General features: G+C 65.8%; 17 protein-coding genes. 8 read left to right on the forward strand and 9 right to left on the reverse strand.

The window, feature by feature from the left end; genetic code table 11:
- Entirely contained in the window at positions 1-768 is a 768-nt protein-coding gene (locus ABC969_RS15180; RefSeq protein WP_345865994.1) for a zinc-ribbon domain-containing protein, read from the reverse strand.
- A 169-nt stretch (positions 769-937) separates the two neighbouring features.
- On the opposite strand from ABC969_RS15180, the gene ftsE reads away from it, so the two are divergent.
- Genes ftsE through ABC969_RS15200 form a run of 4 tightly spaced genes read left to right on the forward strand, consistent with a single transcriptional unit; the run spans position 938 to position 3757 of the window.
- Complete coding sequence (ftsE, locus tag ABC969_RS15185) at positions 938-1642, forward strand: cell division ATP-binding protein FtsE (RefSeq protein WP_345865995.1); 705 nt, start codon at positions 938-940, stop codon at positions 1640-1642.
- Positions 1642-2535 (forward strand): cell division protein FtsX, encoded by an 894-nt coding sequence (locus ABC969_RS15190; RefSeq protein WP_345865996.1) that lies wholly within the window; start codon positions 1642-1644, stop codon positions 2533-2535. The genes ftsE and ABC969_RS15190 overlap by 1 nt, the downstream gene beginning before the upstream one ends.
- The gene (locus ABC969_RS15195) at positions 2532-3068 is read left to right on the forward strand and encodes a YdcF family protein (RefSeq protein WP_345865997.1); all 537 of its coding nucleotides are present in this window, start codon (positions 2532-2534) and stop codon (positions 3066-3068) included. The genes ABC969_RS15190 and ABC969_RS15195 overlap by 4 nt, the downstream gene beginning before the upstream one ends.
- Entirely contained in the window at positions 3065-3757 is a 693-nt protein-coding gene (locus ABC969_RS15200; protein ID WP_345865998.1) for a lysophospholipid acyltransferase family protein, read from the forward strand. The genes ABC969_RS15195 and ABC969_RS15200 overlap by 4 nt, the downstream gene beginning before the upstream one ends.
- A gap of 15 nt (positions 3758-3772) precedes the next feature.
- Here the strand turns inward: ABC969_RS15200 and ABC969_RS15205 are convergent, their stop codons facing one another.
- Both ABC969_RS15205 and hisC read right to left on the reverse strand, forming a co-directional pair.
- Complete coding sequence (locus ABC969_RS15205) at positions 3773-4681, reverse strand: prephenate/arogenate dehydrogenase family protein (RefSeq protein ID WP_345865999.1); 909 nt, start codon at positions 4679-4681, stop codon at positions 3773-3775.
- Complete coding sequence (hisC, locus tag ABC969_RS15210; RefSeq protein WP_345866000.1) at positions 4681-5781, reverse strand: histidinol-phosphate transaminase; 1101 nt, start codon at positions 5779-5781, stop codon at positions 4681-4683. The genes ABC969_RS15205 and hisC overlap by 1 nt, the downstream gene beginning before the upstream one ends.
- Before the next feature lie 66 nt (positions 5782-5847).
- Between hisC and metX the strand changes: the two genes are divergently transcribed.
- From metX to ABC969_RS15230, 4 genes are all read left to right on the forward strand, one after another.
- Entirely contained in the window at positions 5848-6996 is a 1149-nt protein-coding gene (metX, locus tag ABC969_RS15215) for a homoserine O-acetyltransferase MetX (RefSeq protein ID WP_345866001.1), read from the forward strand.
- A complete protein-coding gene (locus ABC969_RS15220; RefSeq protein WP_345866002.1) occupies positions 6993-7430 on the forward strand; it encodes a GNAT family N-acetyltransferase in 438 nt (145 codons plus the stop codon). The genes metX and ABC969_RS15220 overlap by 4 nt, the downstream gene beginning before the upstream one ends.
- On the forward strand, positions 7427-8014 hold the full coding sequence (gene metW, locus ABC969_RS15225) for a methionine biosynthesis protein MetW (RefSeq protein ID WP_345866003.1): 588 nt from the start codon (positions 7427-7429) through the stop codon (positions 8012-8014). Before ABC969_RS15220 ends, metW begins: the two co-directional genes overlap by 4 nt.
- Before the next feature lie 65 nt (positions 8015-8079).
- On the forward strand, positions 8080-8481 hold the full coding sequence (locus tag ABC969_RS15230; RefSeq protein ID WP_345866004.1) for a response regulator: 402 nt from the start codon (positions 8080-8082) through the stop codon (positions 8479-8481).
- Here ABC969_RS15230 and ABC969_RS15235 read toward each other — a convergent pair.
- The 6 genes from ABC969_RS15235 to ABC969_RS15260 all read right to left on the reverse strand — a co-directional run bounded on the left by ABC969_RS15235 (position 8468) and on the right by ABC969_RS15260 (position 14461).
- Positions 8468-9994 carry a PAS domain-containing protein gene (locus tag ABC969_RS15235; protein WP_345866091.1) on the reverse strand — a complete coding sequence of 509 codons (1527 nt, stop codon included), beginning with the start codon at positions 9992-9994 and terminating at the stop codon, positions 8468-8470. The genes ABC969_RS15230 and ABC969_RS15235 overlap by 14 nt on opposite strands.
- Positions 9995-10038: 44 nt before the next feature.
- Positions 10039-10608, reverse strand: coding sequence for a single-stranded DNA-binding protein (gene ssb / locus ABC969_RS15240; RefSeq protein ID WP_345866005.1), 570 nt, complete (start codon positions 10606-10608; stop codon positions 10039-10041).
- Positions 10609-10634: 26 nt separating this feature from the next.
- A complete protein-coding gene (gene feoB, locus ABC969_RS15245) occupies positions 10635-12491 on the reverse strand; it encodes a ferrous iron transporter B (protein WP_345866006.1) in 1857 nt (618 codons plus the stop codon).
- A 6-nt stretch (positions 12492-12497) separates the two neighbouring features.
- Complete coding sequence (locus tag ABC969_RS15250; RefSeq protein ID WP_345866007.1) at positions 12498-12764, reverse strand: FeoA family protein; 267 nt, start codon at positions 12762-12764, stop codon at positions 12498-12500.
- 111 nt (positions 12765-12875) lie between these two features.
- A complete protein-coding gene (locus ABC969_RS15255) occupies positions 12876-13538 on the reverse strand; it encodes a COQ9 family protein (RefSeq protein ID WP_345866008.1) in 663 nt (220 codons plus the stop codon).
- A 5-nt stretch (positions 13539-13543) separates the two neighbouring features.
- The gene (locus ABC969_RS15260; RefSeq protein WP_345866009.1) at positions 13544-14461 is read right to left on the reverse strand and encodes a DMT family transporter; all 918 of its coding nucleotides are present in this window, start codon (positions 14459-14461) and stop codon (positions 13544-13546) included.
- Positions 14462-14535: the final 74 nt, after the last annotated feature.

The following is a 14535-nucleotide window of genomic DNA, read 5'->3' on the forward strand; positions in this document are numbered from 1 at the left end:
TCAGCGTGTCGCGCCCGAGAAGCTTAGCACCAGTTTTCGCGCGTTGATCGGCACATCAAGCTTGGCGCTGTTGAAATCGACCTCGCCGCGGGGTGGCAGCGCGGTGGCTTCGGGGCGGATCGTCCAGCCGTAAACGACCCGATCCTGTGCATCGCGTAGTTCGGCGCGGATATCGGGCACAGCCTGATGGGTGTCGGTGGGATTAACGATCTGCCCGCTGATCGCGAACATTTCGCTGCCATTGGCGAGATTGCGGCGCTCAACCGGATTGTTGATCAGCTTGAGCGGTGTCTCCGCCGGAGCAATGGCGATGCCCAATCGCGCGGCGATGCCGGTATCCCGGGTAAAGAGCAATGCACCAAACCCGATCAGCATTGCGATCCCCGCGGCGATCGCGACGATCGTCCAGCGCCGCGCGGGATTGCGCTGCACACCAAAGGGCGGGGCATGTGCAAACGGATCGAAATCCGTCTCGACCGGGGGTAACATGCCACCGCGCGCGGTATCGGTGGTGACGGCGGGTTCACGCGCGACCCGCGGTTCTGGCGGGGTTTCGACCGGAGGGGCTTCTCGCGGGGCGTCGGTGGTTGCCGCTGCCGGCGTAGCAGCGGCGGGTGGCGCGTCGGCCCGGGCGACCAGATCGCGCACGGGGGACGCTTGAAACCAGGCGTGACGGCACGCCGCGCATCGCACGGTGCGCCCGCCCGGTCCGATCGCAGTGTCCGGTACCATGTACCGGGTGCGGCATTCGGTGCATTCGAGGATCATCAGAAACGCTTACCCTGTTGCCCCGGCGCCCCCGGTGGCGGCAAAACTAAACACCTGATGTGGGCGGCGCGCAAGAGTGCGCGATGCCCAAAGCTTGCTGCCAGCCCCGCGAACGTGCCATGCACCCCGCCGGGGCAATGTGACCTAGAAGAAGCGGGCGTCAGCCTACATGGCCAATATCGTACAGTTCGAGAATGTCGGCCTGCGCTACGGCACCGGCGAGGAAACCTTGTCCGACGTCAGCTTTACGCTGGCCAGCGGCTCGTTCTATTTCCTCACCGGCGCATCCGGCGCGGGCAAGACATCTTTGCTCAAGCTGCTCTATCTGGCGCAGCGGCCGACGCGTGGGCTGATCCGGTTGTTCGGGGAAGATGCAGTAACGCTGCCGCGCAAACGCCTGCCTGGCTTCCGGCGACGGATTGGCGTGGTGTTCCAGGATTTCCGGCTCGTGCCGCATCTTTCTGCCTATGACAATATCGCGCTGCCGCTGCGTGTGTCAGGGGTGTCCAACAGCGACATCGTCGCGCCGGTGCGGGAGATGCTCGCCTGGGTCGGCTTGAGCGAACGGGCCGCGGCCAAGCCGCCAACCTTGTCGGGCGGGGAGCAACAGCGCGTGGCGATCGCCCGCGCGGTGATCGGGCGACCGGAAATGCTGGTCGCTGACGAGCCGACCGGCAATGTCGATCCCGATATGGCCGAGCGGCTGCTGCATCTGTTCGAATCGCTCAACCGGCTCGGCACCACGGTGGTGGTGGCGACGCACGATTTTCATCTGCTCGGGCGCATCCCCAATGCGCAGATGATGCGGCTGGATGGCGGCAAGCTGCTCGATCCGACCGGCGCGCTGCGCATTCCGCCGCCGTTCGCGGCATAATGGCGGTGCAGTTGATCCCCTCGGCTGCCGACCGGCGCTTGCTCGACGAAAGCCGCGGCCCGCGCACGATGATGTGGATCATGGCGATCATGTTGTTCCTGACGGTGCTGGCTGGCGCGCTGGGGCTGGCGACGCGCTCGGCTGTGGTGTTGCTCGATCGGCAATTGGCGGGGCGGCTGACGGTGCAGATCATCGAGCCGGTGACGGCAAAAAGGGATGCTGAGGCCGAGGCGACGCTGACGGCAGTGCGGCGCCTGCCTGATGTGGCGCGCGCGCGGATGGTCGATCGCGCCGAATTGGCCGCGTTGTTGCGCCCGTGGCTGGGGGCGGACGGCGCTGACCCCGATCTGCCGATGCCAGCGCTGATCGATGTCGACATGCGCCGCGCGAGCGATATGGCAGTGGCGCGCGTCGCCGGCGCGGTGGCTGCGGTAGCGCCCGCGGCGCGGATCGATCGGCAGGAGAGCTGGATGTCGCCGGTGGCGAATTTCATGACCATGGTGACCGGGCTGGCCGGCGCGATGGTCGCGCTGATGGCAGCGGCGACCGCGGCGGTGGTGATCCTGGCGGCGCGCGCGGGGCTGGAGACGCATCGCGACACGATCGAGGTATTGCATATGCTCGGATCGACTGATTCGCAGGTCTCGCGGCTGTTCCAACGCCGCATCGCGCTCGATACGTTGTTCGGCGGTGTGCTGGGAACGGTGCTGGCGGGCAGCACGGTCGTGCTGATGGGCGCGCAATTGGGCGCGTTGGGCTCCGATCTGCTCAGTGGACTGACCTTGGCGAGCGAAGACTGGATCCTGCTCGCGCTGATGCCGCTGGCCTTTGCGCTGCTGGCGACGCTGGCGGCACGCGTGGCGGTGACCGGCGCACTGGGGCGAATCCTGTGATCAAGCGGTTGTTTTCGCTGGTGTTGATCATGTGGCTGCTCGGCTTCGTGCTGTTCATGCTGACGCTGCCGCAGCCCTTGGCTGAACGCCGCACCGATGCGATCGTCGTGCCGACGGGTGGCCCTGGGCGGATCGCTCGCGGGCTGGCGCTGCTCCAGGATCGAGCCGCCCAGCGGATGCTGATCAGTGGCGTGGCGCCACAGGTGCGGCCAGGCGAGCTGGCGGCGGAATACAAGGTGTCGGCGCGGTTGTTCGCGTGCTGCATCGATCTCGGGCACGAGGCGGTGGACACGCAATCGAATGCCGAGGAAACCGCCTTGTGGGTATCGCAGCACGGCTACAAATCGGTGCGGCTGGTGACCTCGGACTGGCATATGGCGCGCGCACGGCTGGAACTGGTGCATGCGCTGGGCAACGATGTCGAAGTGCTCGAAGACGGTGTGCCGAGCGCGCCGCGCTTCGGGCTGTTGATTGCCGAATATAACAAATTGCTGTTGCGCCAAATCGCGCTGTGGACGGGATTGGGCGGATGAATCGGTTACGCACCTGGGCCTTCATGGCCGCATTCTACGGCGGATCAGTGCCGATCGTGCTGATGGCGCCCGTGATGGCGCTGTTCGGCACCAATCCGCTGCGTTTCTGGGTGGTGTTGTGGACGCGCTATCACCGCTGGTGCGCGCGCTGGGTGATGGGGGTGCGCGTGGCGGTGAGCGGCACCATCCCGACGACGCCGGCGCTGTATGTCGGCAAGCATCAGGCGATGTTCGAGACGTTCGAGATGGTCGCGTTGCTCGATGCGCCTGTCGTCGTGCTGAAAAAGGAGCTGGCCAGCATCCCGGTATGGGGCTGGGCGGCGCAGCGTTACGGGATGATCGTGGTCGATCGCGAGGGATCGGCCGCCGCGCTGCGCACGCTGATGCGCGCGGGGCAGGCGGCGGCGGCGACCGGACGCTCGGTGGTGATCTTTCCCGAAGGCACGCGGGTTGCGCCAGGTGAGCAGCCTGAACTGAAGCCCGGGTTCGTCGGCCTCTATCGCGCGCTGAAGCTGCCGCTGGTGCCGGTGGCGATCGATAGCGGGACGGTATGGCCCAAAAAGGGCATCAAGCGATCTGGCGTGATCCGCTTCGCGTTTCAGGACATGATCCCGCCTGGCGTGGGGCGCGAAGAGGTCGAGGCGCGCGTGCACACGGCGATCAACGTGCTGGATGTGGCAGGCGGATAAGACGGGCGTGCAGGGCTATTCGTGGCTGCGCCCGAAATCGGGGGCGGGATCGTCCTGGCCCTGTTCGATGATGCCGCGGCGGATGGCGCGGGTCCGCGTAAAATGATCGAACAAATCGTCACCCTTGCCGAGGCGGATGGCGCGTTGCAGCGCAGTCAGATCCTCGGAGAAACGCTGCAGCATATCGAGCACCGCTTCCCTGTTGGTGAGAAAAACGTCGCGCCACATCGTCGGATCGGACGCGGCGATGCGGGTGAAATCGCGGAAGCCACCGGCGGAATATTTGATCACCTCGGATTGCGTGACTTCCTCAAGATCCGAGGCCGTGCCGACAATGGTGTAGGCGATGAGATGCGGCAAATGGCTGGTGACCGCGAGCACGCGATCGTGATGCTCGGGCGCCATCGTCTCGACATCAGCGCCCAGGCGGCGCCAGAATTCGCTGACGCGCTGAACCGCGGCAGGATCGGCGCCGTGGCCGGGCGTAATGATGCACCAGCGCTTGTGAAACAGCGTAGCGAAGCCCGCTTCGGGGCCGCTGCGCTCGGTGCCGGCGACGGGGTGCGCGGGGATGATCGTCGCGCCGGGCAACGCTTCGGTCAGCACGCGCAGCACTTCGGCTTTGGACGAGCCGACATCGCTAATGATCGCATCGGCCGGTAGATCGCCGGCAAGCTCGGCGGCGGCGGCAGCCATGGCGCCGACGGGAACGCAGAGAATGACGAGATCGGCATCGATCACCGCCGCGCCGGCGGACTCGGTAACGTCGTCACACAGTTGCAGCCGATCGACGGTGGCGCGCACGTCGGCGTCGGCATCATAGCCGGTGAGCCGTACGGTCGGCATATGCGCGCGGACGGCACGAGCGATCGACGAGCCGATCAGCCCGAGCCCGATGATCGTCACGCGCGCAAACGGCAGCATCAGCCGGCGGCCTCGACCAACGCGCGCAGCGCGGTCGCCACACCCCTCGTCTCCTCCTCGGTGCCGATGGTGATGCGCAGCGCCTGGGGCAGGCCCTGACCGGGTAGCCAGCGGACGATAAAGCCGGCGTCCATCAGGCCCTTATAGGCGTCCTCGGCGGAGACCTTGCCTTCAAACACGACCAGCACGAAGTTGGCCTGGCTGGGCACGGCGCGCAGGCCGGCATTGCCGAGCTTGCCGATCTCGTCGGAGAACCAGCGGCGCCATGTCGCGTTGTGCGCGCGGGTGTGATCGACGAAATCGGTGTCGCCAACCGCGGCGACCGCGGCGGCGGTGCCGGCGATGGTGATGCTAAACGGCAGGCGGATGCGGTGCATTGCCTCGATGATCGCCGGTGACGCATAGCCCCAGCCAATACGCTCCGCGGCAAGGCCATACATCTTGGAGAAGGTGCGCGTGACGAGCACGTTGCTCGCCGTTTCGGCCAGCGCCATGCCGCCGTCTTCGGCATCGCCCTCGATATATTCGGCATAGGCATGATCGAGCACGAGCAGGGTATCGGGGCGCAACCCGGCATGCAGCCGCGCGACCTCGGCCCTGGAGGTATAGGTGCCGGTCGGGTTGTTGGGGTTGGCGACATAGACCATGACGGTCTTGTCGGTCACCGCGGCGAGGATCGCGTCGACATCGGTGGCGTAATCCTTGTCCGGCGCGATGACCGGGACGGCGCCGACGCGGCGCGTGGCGATCTCGTACACCGCGAAACCGTACCGGACATGGATGATCTCGTCGCCCAGGCCGGCAAAGGCGCCGGCGGCGAGATGCAGGATCTCGTCCGACCCATTGCCATAGATGATCCGCGCCGGATCGAGCCCGTGCCTGGCGGCGAGCGTCTCGCGCAGTTCGGACGCGCCGGCATCGGGGTAGCGTTCCAGGCTGTTGCTTGCGCCGGCAAACGCTGCACGCGCGGCCGGGCTGGTGCCGAGCGGGTTTTCGTTGGACGACAATTTGGCGACCTTGCGCCCATCGTCGGTCGTCGAGCGGCCGGGAATATACGGCGCGATGGCCATGATCCAGGGTTTCGGCTGTGGTGCGGTCATGGCTTGGCGGCATAGCGGGCGGGGGGAAATTGACAAGCGGGCCGCCCCCCCCCTAGCGCTCTGCGTGTGACCGATACGCATCTCCCTGTTGACCGGCGCTTCGGCCTCGACCGCCGCATCACGCTGCCCGGGCCGCTGCGGCTCGATGGCGGCGCGTTGCTGTCGCCGGTGGATATTGCCTATGAGACCTATGGCGCGCTGGACGCCGAGCGCGGCAACGCGATCCTGATCTGCCATGCGCTGACGGGTGATCAGCATGTCGCCAGCAGCCATCCGCGCACCGGCAAGCCGGGCTGGTGGGCGCGGATGGTGGGGCCGGGCAAGCCGATCGATCCGGCGCGACATTTCATCGTCTGCGCCAACGTGTTGGGCAGTTGCATGGGCTCGTCCGGCCCTGCGAGCATCAATGCCGCGACCGACCAGCCCTGGGGCATGGCGTTTCCGGTGATCACGATCCGCGATATGGTGCGCGCGCAGGCCATGCTGCTCGATCATCTGGGGGTCGAGACGCTGCAGGCGGTGGTCGGCGGATCGATGGGCGGGATGCAGGCGCTGAGCTGGCCGGCGACCTTCCCCGCACGCGTGAAGGCGTGCGTGGTGATCGCGTCGACCGCGCGGCACACGGCACAGAATATCGCGTTTCACGAGGTCGGCCGCCAGGCGGTGATGGCCGATCCCAAGTGGCGCGGCGGCGAATATTACGCCGATCAGGACCCGCCGGCCGCGGGGCTCGCGGTGGCGCGGATGGCGGCGCATATCACCTATCTGTCGGAAGCGGGGCTGACCGAGAAGTTCGGGCGCAAGCTGCAGGCGCGCCCTGATCAGCCCAATGGCGCAAAGACCTTCGGCTTCGACGCGGATTTCCAGATCGAGAGCTATTTGCGCCATCAGGGCATCGCCTTCGTCGATCGCTTCGATGCGAACTCGTATCTCTATATCACACGGGCGATGGATTATTTCGATCTTGCCGAGGAGCATCACGGGCGTCTGGCCGGCGCCTTCAAGGCCAGCAAGGCGCGCTTCTGCCTGGTCAGCTTCGATACCGACTGGTTGTACCCGACATCCGAATCGCGCGCCATCGTCCATGCCCTTAACGCGGCGGGCGCCCCAGTGAGCTTTGTCGAGCTGGCCAGCCCGTTCGGGCATGACGCGTTCCTGCTCGAGGCGCCCGAACTGAACCGGGTGGTGGACGGGTTTTTAAGGGCTGGTGCATGAATCCGATCACGCTGTGCGATGACAAGTCGGTGCTCGATGTCGGGCGGATCCATGCCTGGCTGGCGTCGAGCTATTGGTCGCCCGGGATCGAGCGCGCACTGGTCGAGCGCGCGATTACCGGATCGCATTGCCTGGGCGCTTATCGCGATGGCGCGCAGGTGGGCTTTGCGCGGGCAATAACCGATCATGCGACGTTTGCCTGGATCGCCGATGTGTGGATCGACGAGTCCGCTCGCGGGCAGGGGCTGGGTCGGCGGATGGTCAGCTGGTTCGTCGATCATCCCCAGTTCGCCGGCATCCGGCGCATCGCGCTGGTCACGCTCGATGCGCACGGCGTGTACGAGGGCATCGGCTTTCACGCTCCAGTCCGGCCCGAGCGCTTTATGGAGCGGCTTGCCCCCGGCGTCGCCGACATCTTGCGCACCCAAGCATGACGCTGCGTGCCGATCTCGCGATCATCGCCGATCATGTCGCGCCGGGCGCGCGTGTGCTGGATATCGGCTGCGGCGATGGCGCGCTGATGGCGGCGATGCGCGATGCGCGCGGCGTGGATGCGCGCGGGCTGGAGATCGATGGCGGCAATGTGGCGGCGGCAGTATCGCGTGGCCTGTCGGTGATCCAGGGCGATGCTGACACCGATCTGGCCGATTATCCCGATGCCAGCTTCGATTATGCCATTCTCAGCCAGACGCTGCAGACCGCGCGACGGCCGGATGTGGTGCTCGATCATTTGCTGCGTATCGGGCGGCAGGCGTTCGTCTCCTTCCCCAATTTCGCGCATTGGCGCGTGCGCGCCTCGCTCTTGTGGGGCGGCCGTATGCCGGTGACGCGATTGCTGCCCGAGCGCTGGTATGACACGCCCAATATCCACCATCTGACGATTGACGACTTCCGCGCCTTTGTGCGCGATCGCGGCATCACCGTCGACGGCGCGTGGTTTTTGTCCGGCGATCGGCTGACGACATCGGCGGCCGCGAACTTCCGCGCCGAGCATGCGATTTTTCTTTTGAGGCATTGAGCGAGATCAAGGGAACCGTTGAATTATCTGACGGTTAGCGACAGATCACCGCCATCGGAACGATCATGCCCGCCACTGCCCTAATTGTCGAAGACGAGATTTTCGTCGCGCTCGATCTCGAACGGATTCTGCTCGAGGCCGGTTACAAAGTAAAGGCAATCGCGGCAGATCGCGTTACCGCGATCGAAGAAGCCGATGAATGCAGCTTCGCGTTAGTCGACATCAATCTGCGTGACGGACCGACCGGTCCCGCTCTGGCTGAGACACTGGCGCGCGATTACGGCATGAAAGTGGTATTCGTTACCGCCAATCCGGCACAGATTGGCAGCGAAACGCCGGCCATCGGCTATGTGCGCAAGCCGTTCAGCGAAGGGGCGATCCTCGCCGCGGCGGCATTGGCCAGCGCGGGGGCCGCCGCCGCCAGCGACGATCTGGTGCTGATCGGTACGGCGCTCAGTTCCGGCTGAACGCCAAGGCCGGGATTTGCATCGTCACGGCCAGCCCGCCGGGTTGCCAATCGCGCGTCACCTTGCCACCCAATTGACGTACGGCGCTGAGCTCGATCAGTTGCGAACCAAAGCCTGTCGATGCGGGCGGCGTCGCGATCGCCGGCCCTCCCGTTTCGATCCAGCGGAGTATGATCGTGTCGCTTTCGGCGGCGATCTGCACTGCGATCCTGCCGGTATCATTCGTCAGCGCGCCATATTTGGTCGCGTTGGTGGCCAGTTCGTGAAACAGCAGGGCGAGCGGCGTGGCCGAGCGATCGTCGATCGACACATCCTCCCCCGTCACGACGATGCGCGCGCCATCGCTCGACTGATATGGGCTAAAAAGCTGGTCAAGCAGGCCACGCAAGCTGCGCTGATCCGCTTCCGGGCGCGAGTGTGCGCTGTGTGGCCGGACGAAATCATGCGCCCGGCCGAGCGCCGTCACCCGCTCGCGCAGATCGTCGGCGATGCTGCGAAAGGCGGGATTGGCACGCGCAGCAAAGCTGATCAGCCCCGAAATTACCGCGAAGATATTCTTGATGCGGTGGCTGAGTTCATGCGCGATGATCTCGCGCTCGTCGCTGGCTTGCTTGGCCTCGTCGATATCGGTGCAGGTGCCGAACCAGCGGACGATCGCGCCCGTTTCGTCGCGCAGCGGCAAGGCGCGGCCGAGCGTCCAGCGATAAACGCCATCGCGGCGCCGCAGCCGATATTCGATCTGATAGGGCTCGCCAGTGGCCAGGCTATGCTGCCAGAGCTCCTGGGCGCCTTCCTGATCGTCGGGGTGGAACATGCCGTTCCATTCGGCGCCATCGGTCGAGCCTTCGGTCATGCCGGTGAACTCGTACCAGCGCGCGTTGTAATAATCGTGATAGCCGTCGGGCAACGTCGACCAGACCATCTGGGGCATCGAATCGGCGAGCACGCGGAAGCGGTTATGGCTTTCGGTCAGCGCGCGGTGATTGGCATTGTCGGTTGCGCGCCACGCGGCGGCGTCGCGACTGTCACGTAGCCGCGCCATGACCTGGCCGGCCAAGGTCGTCATCCCCTGAAGCTGCAGCGCGCTCAGCCCTTCGGGATGCGGCTCACTATCGATCACGCAAAGCGAGCCGAGCGGCACGCCATCATCGCTTTTCAGCGGCACGCCGGCATAAAAGCGGATGAACGGCGCGCCAAGCACTTGCGGATTATCGGCAAAACGCGGGTCGCACATCGCATCCGGTACGACCATCGGTGCGCTGCCGTGCATCGAAACGCTACAGAATGACGTCTCGGGCGGGGTCTCCGGCCCGTGATAGCCCGTGCGCACCAAGAAATGCTGACGGTGCTGCGCCACGACATTGATCAAGGCAACGGGCGCGCCGCACAGGGCAGCGGCGAAATCGGTCAGCCGCCCCAATTCCTGGTCGTCCCGCAGCGATTCGACTTCATAGGCAGCGAGCACTTGCGCACGCGCTGCCTCATCGATCCGCCAGCCCTGCGCAGCGGGCAGATCGCCAGCGGTCACGTCACTCGTATCGGGCTTGCCGTCGAAGTTCAAAAGGGCACATCGTCGTCGAGATCGTCGGCAAAGCTCTGCCGGCTGCCACCGCCGCCGCCCGAGGGCGCGCCGCCACGACCGCCGCCATAGCCGCCGCCGCCCGAGCCGCCGCCGAAATCGTTACCGCCGCCGAAATCGTCGCGCGCGCCGCCGCCCGCACCGCCGCCGAAGCCGCCGCCCGAACCACCGCCGCCGCCGGCACCGCCAGCGCCGGGCGCGCCGTCCAGCATCGTCAGCACGCTGTTAAAGCCCTGCAGCACGATCTCGGTGGAATATTTGTCCTGGCCCTGCGCGTCCTGCCATTTGCGCGTCTTGAGCGCGCCTTCGATATAGACCTTGCTGCCCTTGCGCAGATAGCGCTCGGCGACATTGGCGAGGCCTTCGTTGAAGATCGCCACCGAATGCCATTCGGTCGCTTCCTTGCGCTCGCCGGTATTCTTGTCCTTCCACGAATCGGACGTGGCGATGCGCAGGTTGACCACCTTGCCGCCGTTCTGGAAGCTTTTGCTTTCGGGATCGCGGCCGAGATTGCCGACGATGATCACCTTGTTGACGCTGCCCGCCATATTTCTGAATTCCTACGCTGCCGGCCCTACAGGCCGAGTCCCACCGCGGCCCAATAGGTCGCTCCAGCAGCGATGTAAGCGAGCGCGAACAAATAGCCAACCATGAAGGCGGGCCACCTCCAGCCATTGGTCTCGCGCCTGGTGACGGCAATCGTGGAAATGCATTGCGGCGCGAACACAAACCACATCAGGAAAGCGAGCGCGGTGGGCAGGCTCCAGCGGCCGCGGAGGTTTTCGGAAAGCTTGCCCTGGCCCGCCTCGTCATCGGGATTGTCGATCGCATAGACGGTGGCCATCGCACCGACCGCCGCCTCGCGCGCGGCCATGGCGGGGAGCAGCGACAGTGCAATATCGTGATTGAAGCCGATCGGCGCGACGACCACCTCGATGCCGCTGGCGATGCGCCCGGCAATCGAATATTCGCTCTGCTTCACCCCTGCCGGCGCGACCGGGTAGCTGGTCAGCAGCCACAGCAACGCCACGGTGAGCGCGATCGTCGTGCCGGCACGCTTGAGGAAAATGATCGCGCGGCTCCACAGCCCGATGCCCACATCGCCCAGCCGCGGCCATTGATATGTGGGCATTTCCATCATGAAGCCCGAGGACGGCCCGGCAGTGACGGTGCGGCGCAGCACCAATGCGGCGATATAGGCGGAGATGATGCCCAACACGTACAGCGCGAACATCACCAGCCCCTGCAGCCCGACGAACGGCAGCACCTGTGTATTGGGGATCATCGCACCGATCACCAGCGTGTAGACCGGCAGCCGCGCCGAGCAGGTCATCAAGGGCGCGATCAGGATCGTGGTCAGCCGGTCCTTCTCGTCATCGATCGTGCGCGTCGCCATGATCCCGGGAACGGCGCAGGCGAAGCTCGACAGCAAGGGGATGAACGCGCGGCCCGACAGCCCGACGCCGGCCATCAGCCGATCCATCATGAACGCGGCGCGGACCATATAGCCGCTTGCCTCGAGCACGAGGATGAAGGTGAACAGAATCAGGATCTGCGGCAGGAACACGATCACCGCGCCGACGCCGGCGATGATCCCGTCGGTCAGGAACGAGCGCAGGAAGCCGTCCGGCAGCGCACCGGAGACGCCATTTTCAAGCGCGGCAAAGGCCTGTTCGATCCAGCCGATCGGCGCTTCGGACCAGGCAAACACTGCCTGAAACATCAGGAACAGCAGCCCAAGCAGCAGGATCGGCCCCGATACGGGATGCAGCGCAACGGCATCGAACAGATGCGTCCAGCGCCGCCCGCTGGTTTCGGATACAGTCGCCGCGACGGAAAGCGCGCGGGCGCGGCGCTGCAGTGTGACGATGTCCTCATCGACATGGCCCTGGTTGGCGCGGACGCGCAGCGCACCGCCCCCCACGATCCCCGACAGCCGCGCCTTGAGCTCGTCGAGCCCTTTGCGCCGCACCGCCACGGTCGGCACCACGGGTACGCCCAGTTCGCGCTCGAGCACGGCGGCGTCCAGCTTCAGCCCGTCGCGCTCGGCAAGATCGATCATGTTGAGCGCGATCACCACGGGCAGACCCAGCGCAATCAGCTGCAATGCAAAGCGCAGGTGATTGTCGAGATTGGAGGCATCGACGACGATGACGATGGCATCAGGCAGCCGCTCGCCCGTCTGCCGGCCCAGCATCACGTCGCGCGTGACGCGCTCGTCGGGGCTGCTGGGATCAAGGCTATACGCACCGGGCAGATCGACCAGCTCGATCGGGCGGCCATCATCGAGCGCGAGGCGACCGGAATGGCGCTCCACCGTGACGCCGGGATAATTGCCCACTTTCTGCCGCGCACCGGTCAGCGCGTTGAACAGCGCGCTCTTGCCGGCATTGGGATTGCCGACAAGCGCGACCAGCGGAAGGATGCTCATGCGATCTTAGGCAGGGAGCACACGCACCGAAGCGGCCACGGCGCGGCGCAGCGCGACGGTCATACGGCCAATGCGGCAGGCAACCGGGCCTTTGCCAAACGGCGAGCGATGCAGCATTTCTATATTTACACCCTCGTCGAAGCCGAGTTCACGCAGACGACGCGCTTCGGGCAGGCTGAGGCTGGTCCAGTCGATCTGGGCAACGGTGGCGTGCGCGCGGCGGGGCAGCTTTTCGAGGCTGACGGGAGTCGCATAGGTGGCGGTCGCGTTCATTGCGACTGATTATCAATAACTGCCGGGAAACGCCAGCGGCAAATTGCGGTAGGTGGCTTGCCGCCATTTCCGGCACCCGGGACTTGCTTCGGGATGGCCGGCAGTCGCGCGCTATACGGCTGGGTACCGCAGCCGGCCGATGAAGCGCGACAGGCTCGGGCGATGCTCCGTCCGACTGAGGAAGCCGGCTTTGGCTTTCTCGAAGCGCATGATGCCGTCGATCCGGCGCGCGAGGAATGCCCGGGTGATCGCATGCCGATCGCTGTCGTCGTCGAGAAACACCGTCACCGTCGCGGCATAGACACCGGCCAGGATCGTGCGCTTGGTATAGTGATTATAATCCGTCGCGGTATCGCCGGCGGCGCGCCACATCATGTCGGCGGCATGCCAGCCGAGCTTGGCGGCACGGGTGAGATTCTGCGGCAGCGCGAGGATCGCCAGCGCGCGGCGCAGTGCTTCGCGATCGTGCGCCACGGCGGCGAGCCGCGCCTCGACCAACGCGGTGATTTTCTGGCGGATCTTCATGGTGGCGAGCCGCTCGGGCGGCAGCGCGGCAAGCATCGCTGCGTCGATCGCGCCGAACCAAGCGGCGATCATCTCGACCGCATTGTCCGAAAACGCCAGCAAGGCGACATCGCGGTCCACGCCCAAGGCATCGGCAGCGGCATCGCGCGCCGGCCCGCCCCAGCCATCAAATGCCGCGTTGCTGGCGATCAGCGGCGCCAGCGCGGCGCGAATCTCGTCAAGCGTGGGATCGGCAGGCAGCATGGTCATCACGATCAATCCTTCGCCAGCACTTTAGAACCGGGATCGGCGCGCGCAACCTGAGTCCTGCGCCGCACCAGCACCAACGCCACGGCGACCAACGCTGCGCCCAGCAGATCGGTGGCGCCGAGCCGCTCGTCATAAACCGACCAGCCGATCGCCGCCGCCACCACCGGCTGGGTGAGCAGTGCCAGCCCCACCACCAGCGGCGACAGCTGGCCGAGCGCATAAATCATCAATCCCTGCCCGATCAACTGGCTACACAGGGCCAGCCCGATCAGCGGCGTCCAGGTGCCGGGCCAGACCCGCTCGCCCAACACCAGCGCAAACACCAGCAGCGGCACGACACCCGCCAGCGAGGACAGCGCGAGCGCCGGCAGCGGCGCCATCGTGTCGCGCGCACGCGCCATGCAGATGAAATACAGCGTGTAGAGAATGCCCGCCAGCAGGCACAGCAGATCGCCGATCAAGTTCCGTGGATGCAGGCTGTAGGATTGGCCCATCAGCAGCCCCGCGCCGATTGCCGCCAGCAGCAACGCCAGCCCTTGCAGGCGGCTCGGCCAGGCGCGGGCAATCAAAAAGCCGTATAATGGATAGATCAACGTCGCCGAATTGCCGAATAACGTGGCGTTGGCGAGCGTCGTGCGCAGGATGCCGAGATGCCAGCTGGCGAGATCGGCGGCGAAACTGACGCCGGCGACCCCAACCATCCACCACACCCCCGTGCCCAAACCGATTGGTCGCCAACCGCCACGCAGCGCCATGGCCAGCAGCACCGGCGTGGCGAGCGCCACGCGCCAGAAACCGGCGGCGACCGGTCCGGTATCGGCGAGCCGCACGAACCATGGCCCGAAAGCCAAAGCAATGTTGGCCACGATCAAGGCGGCAAAGGCCAGCCGGGTCGATCCGCGTTCAGCTGGGGTATCAGCCACGGCAGATTTTCTTGGGGCGTGCGGGATGCATGCCGCGCTGTAGCGTCCTATCTTTGCTGCGTCACAGCAAAAGG

The organism is Sphingomonas qilianensis (assembly GCF_039614825.1).
Classification (GTDB): domain Bacteria; phylum Pseudomonadota; class Alphaproteobacteria; order Sphingomonadales; family Sphingomonadaceae; genus Sphingomonas; species Sphingomonas qilianensis.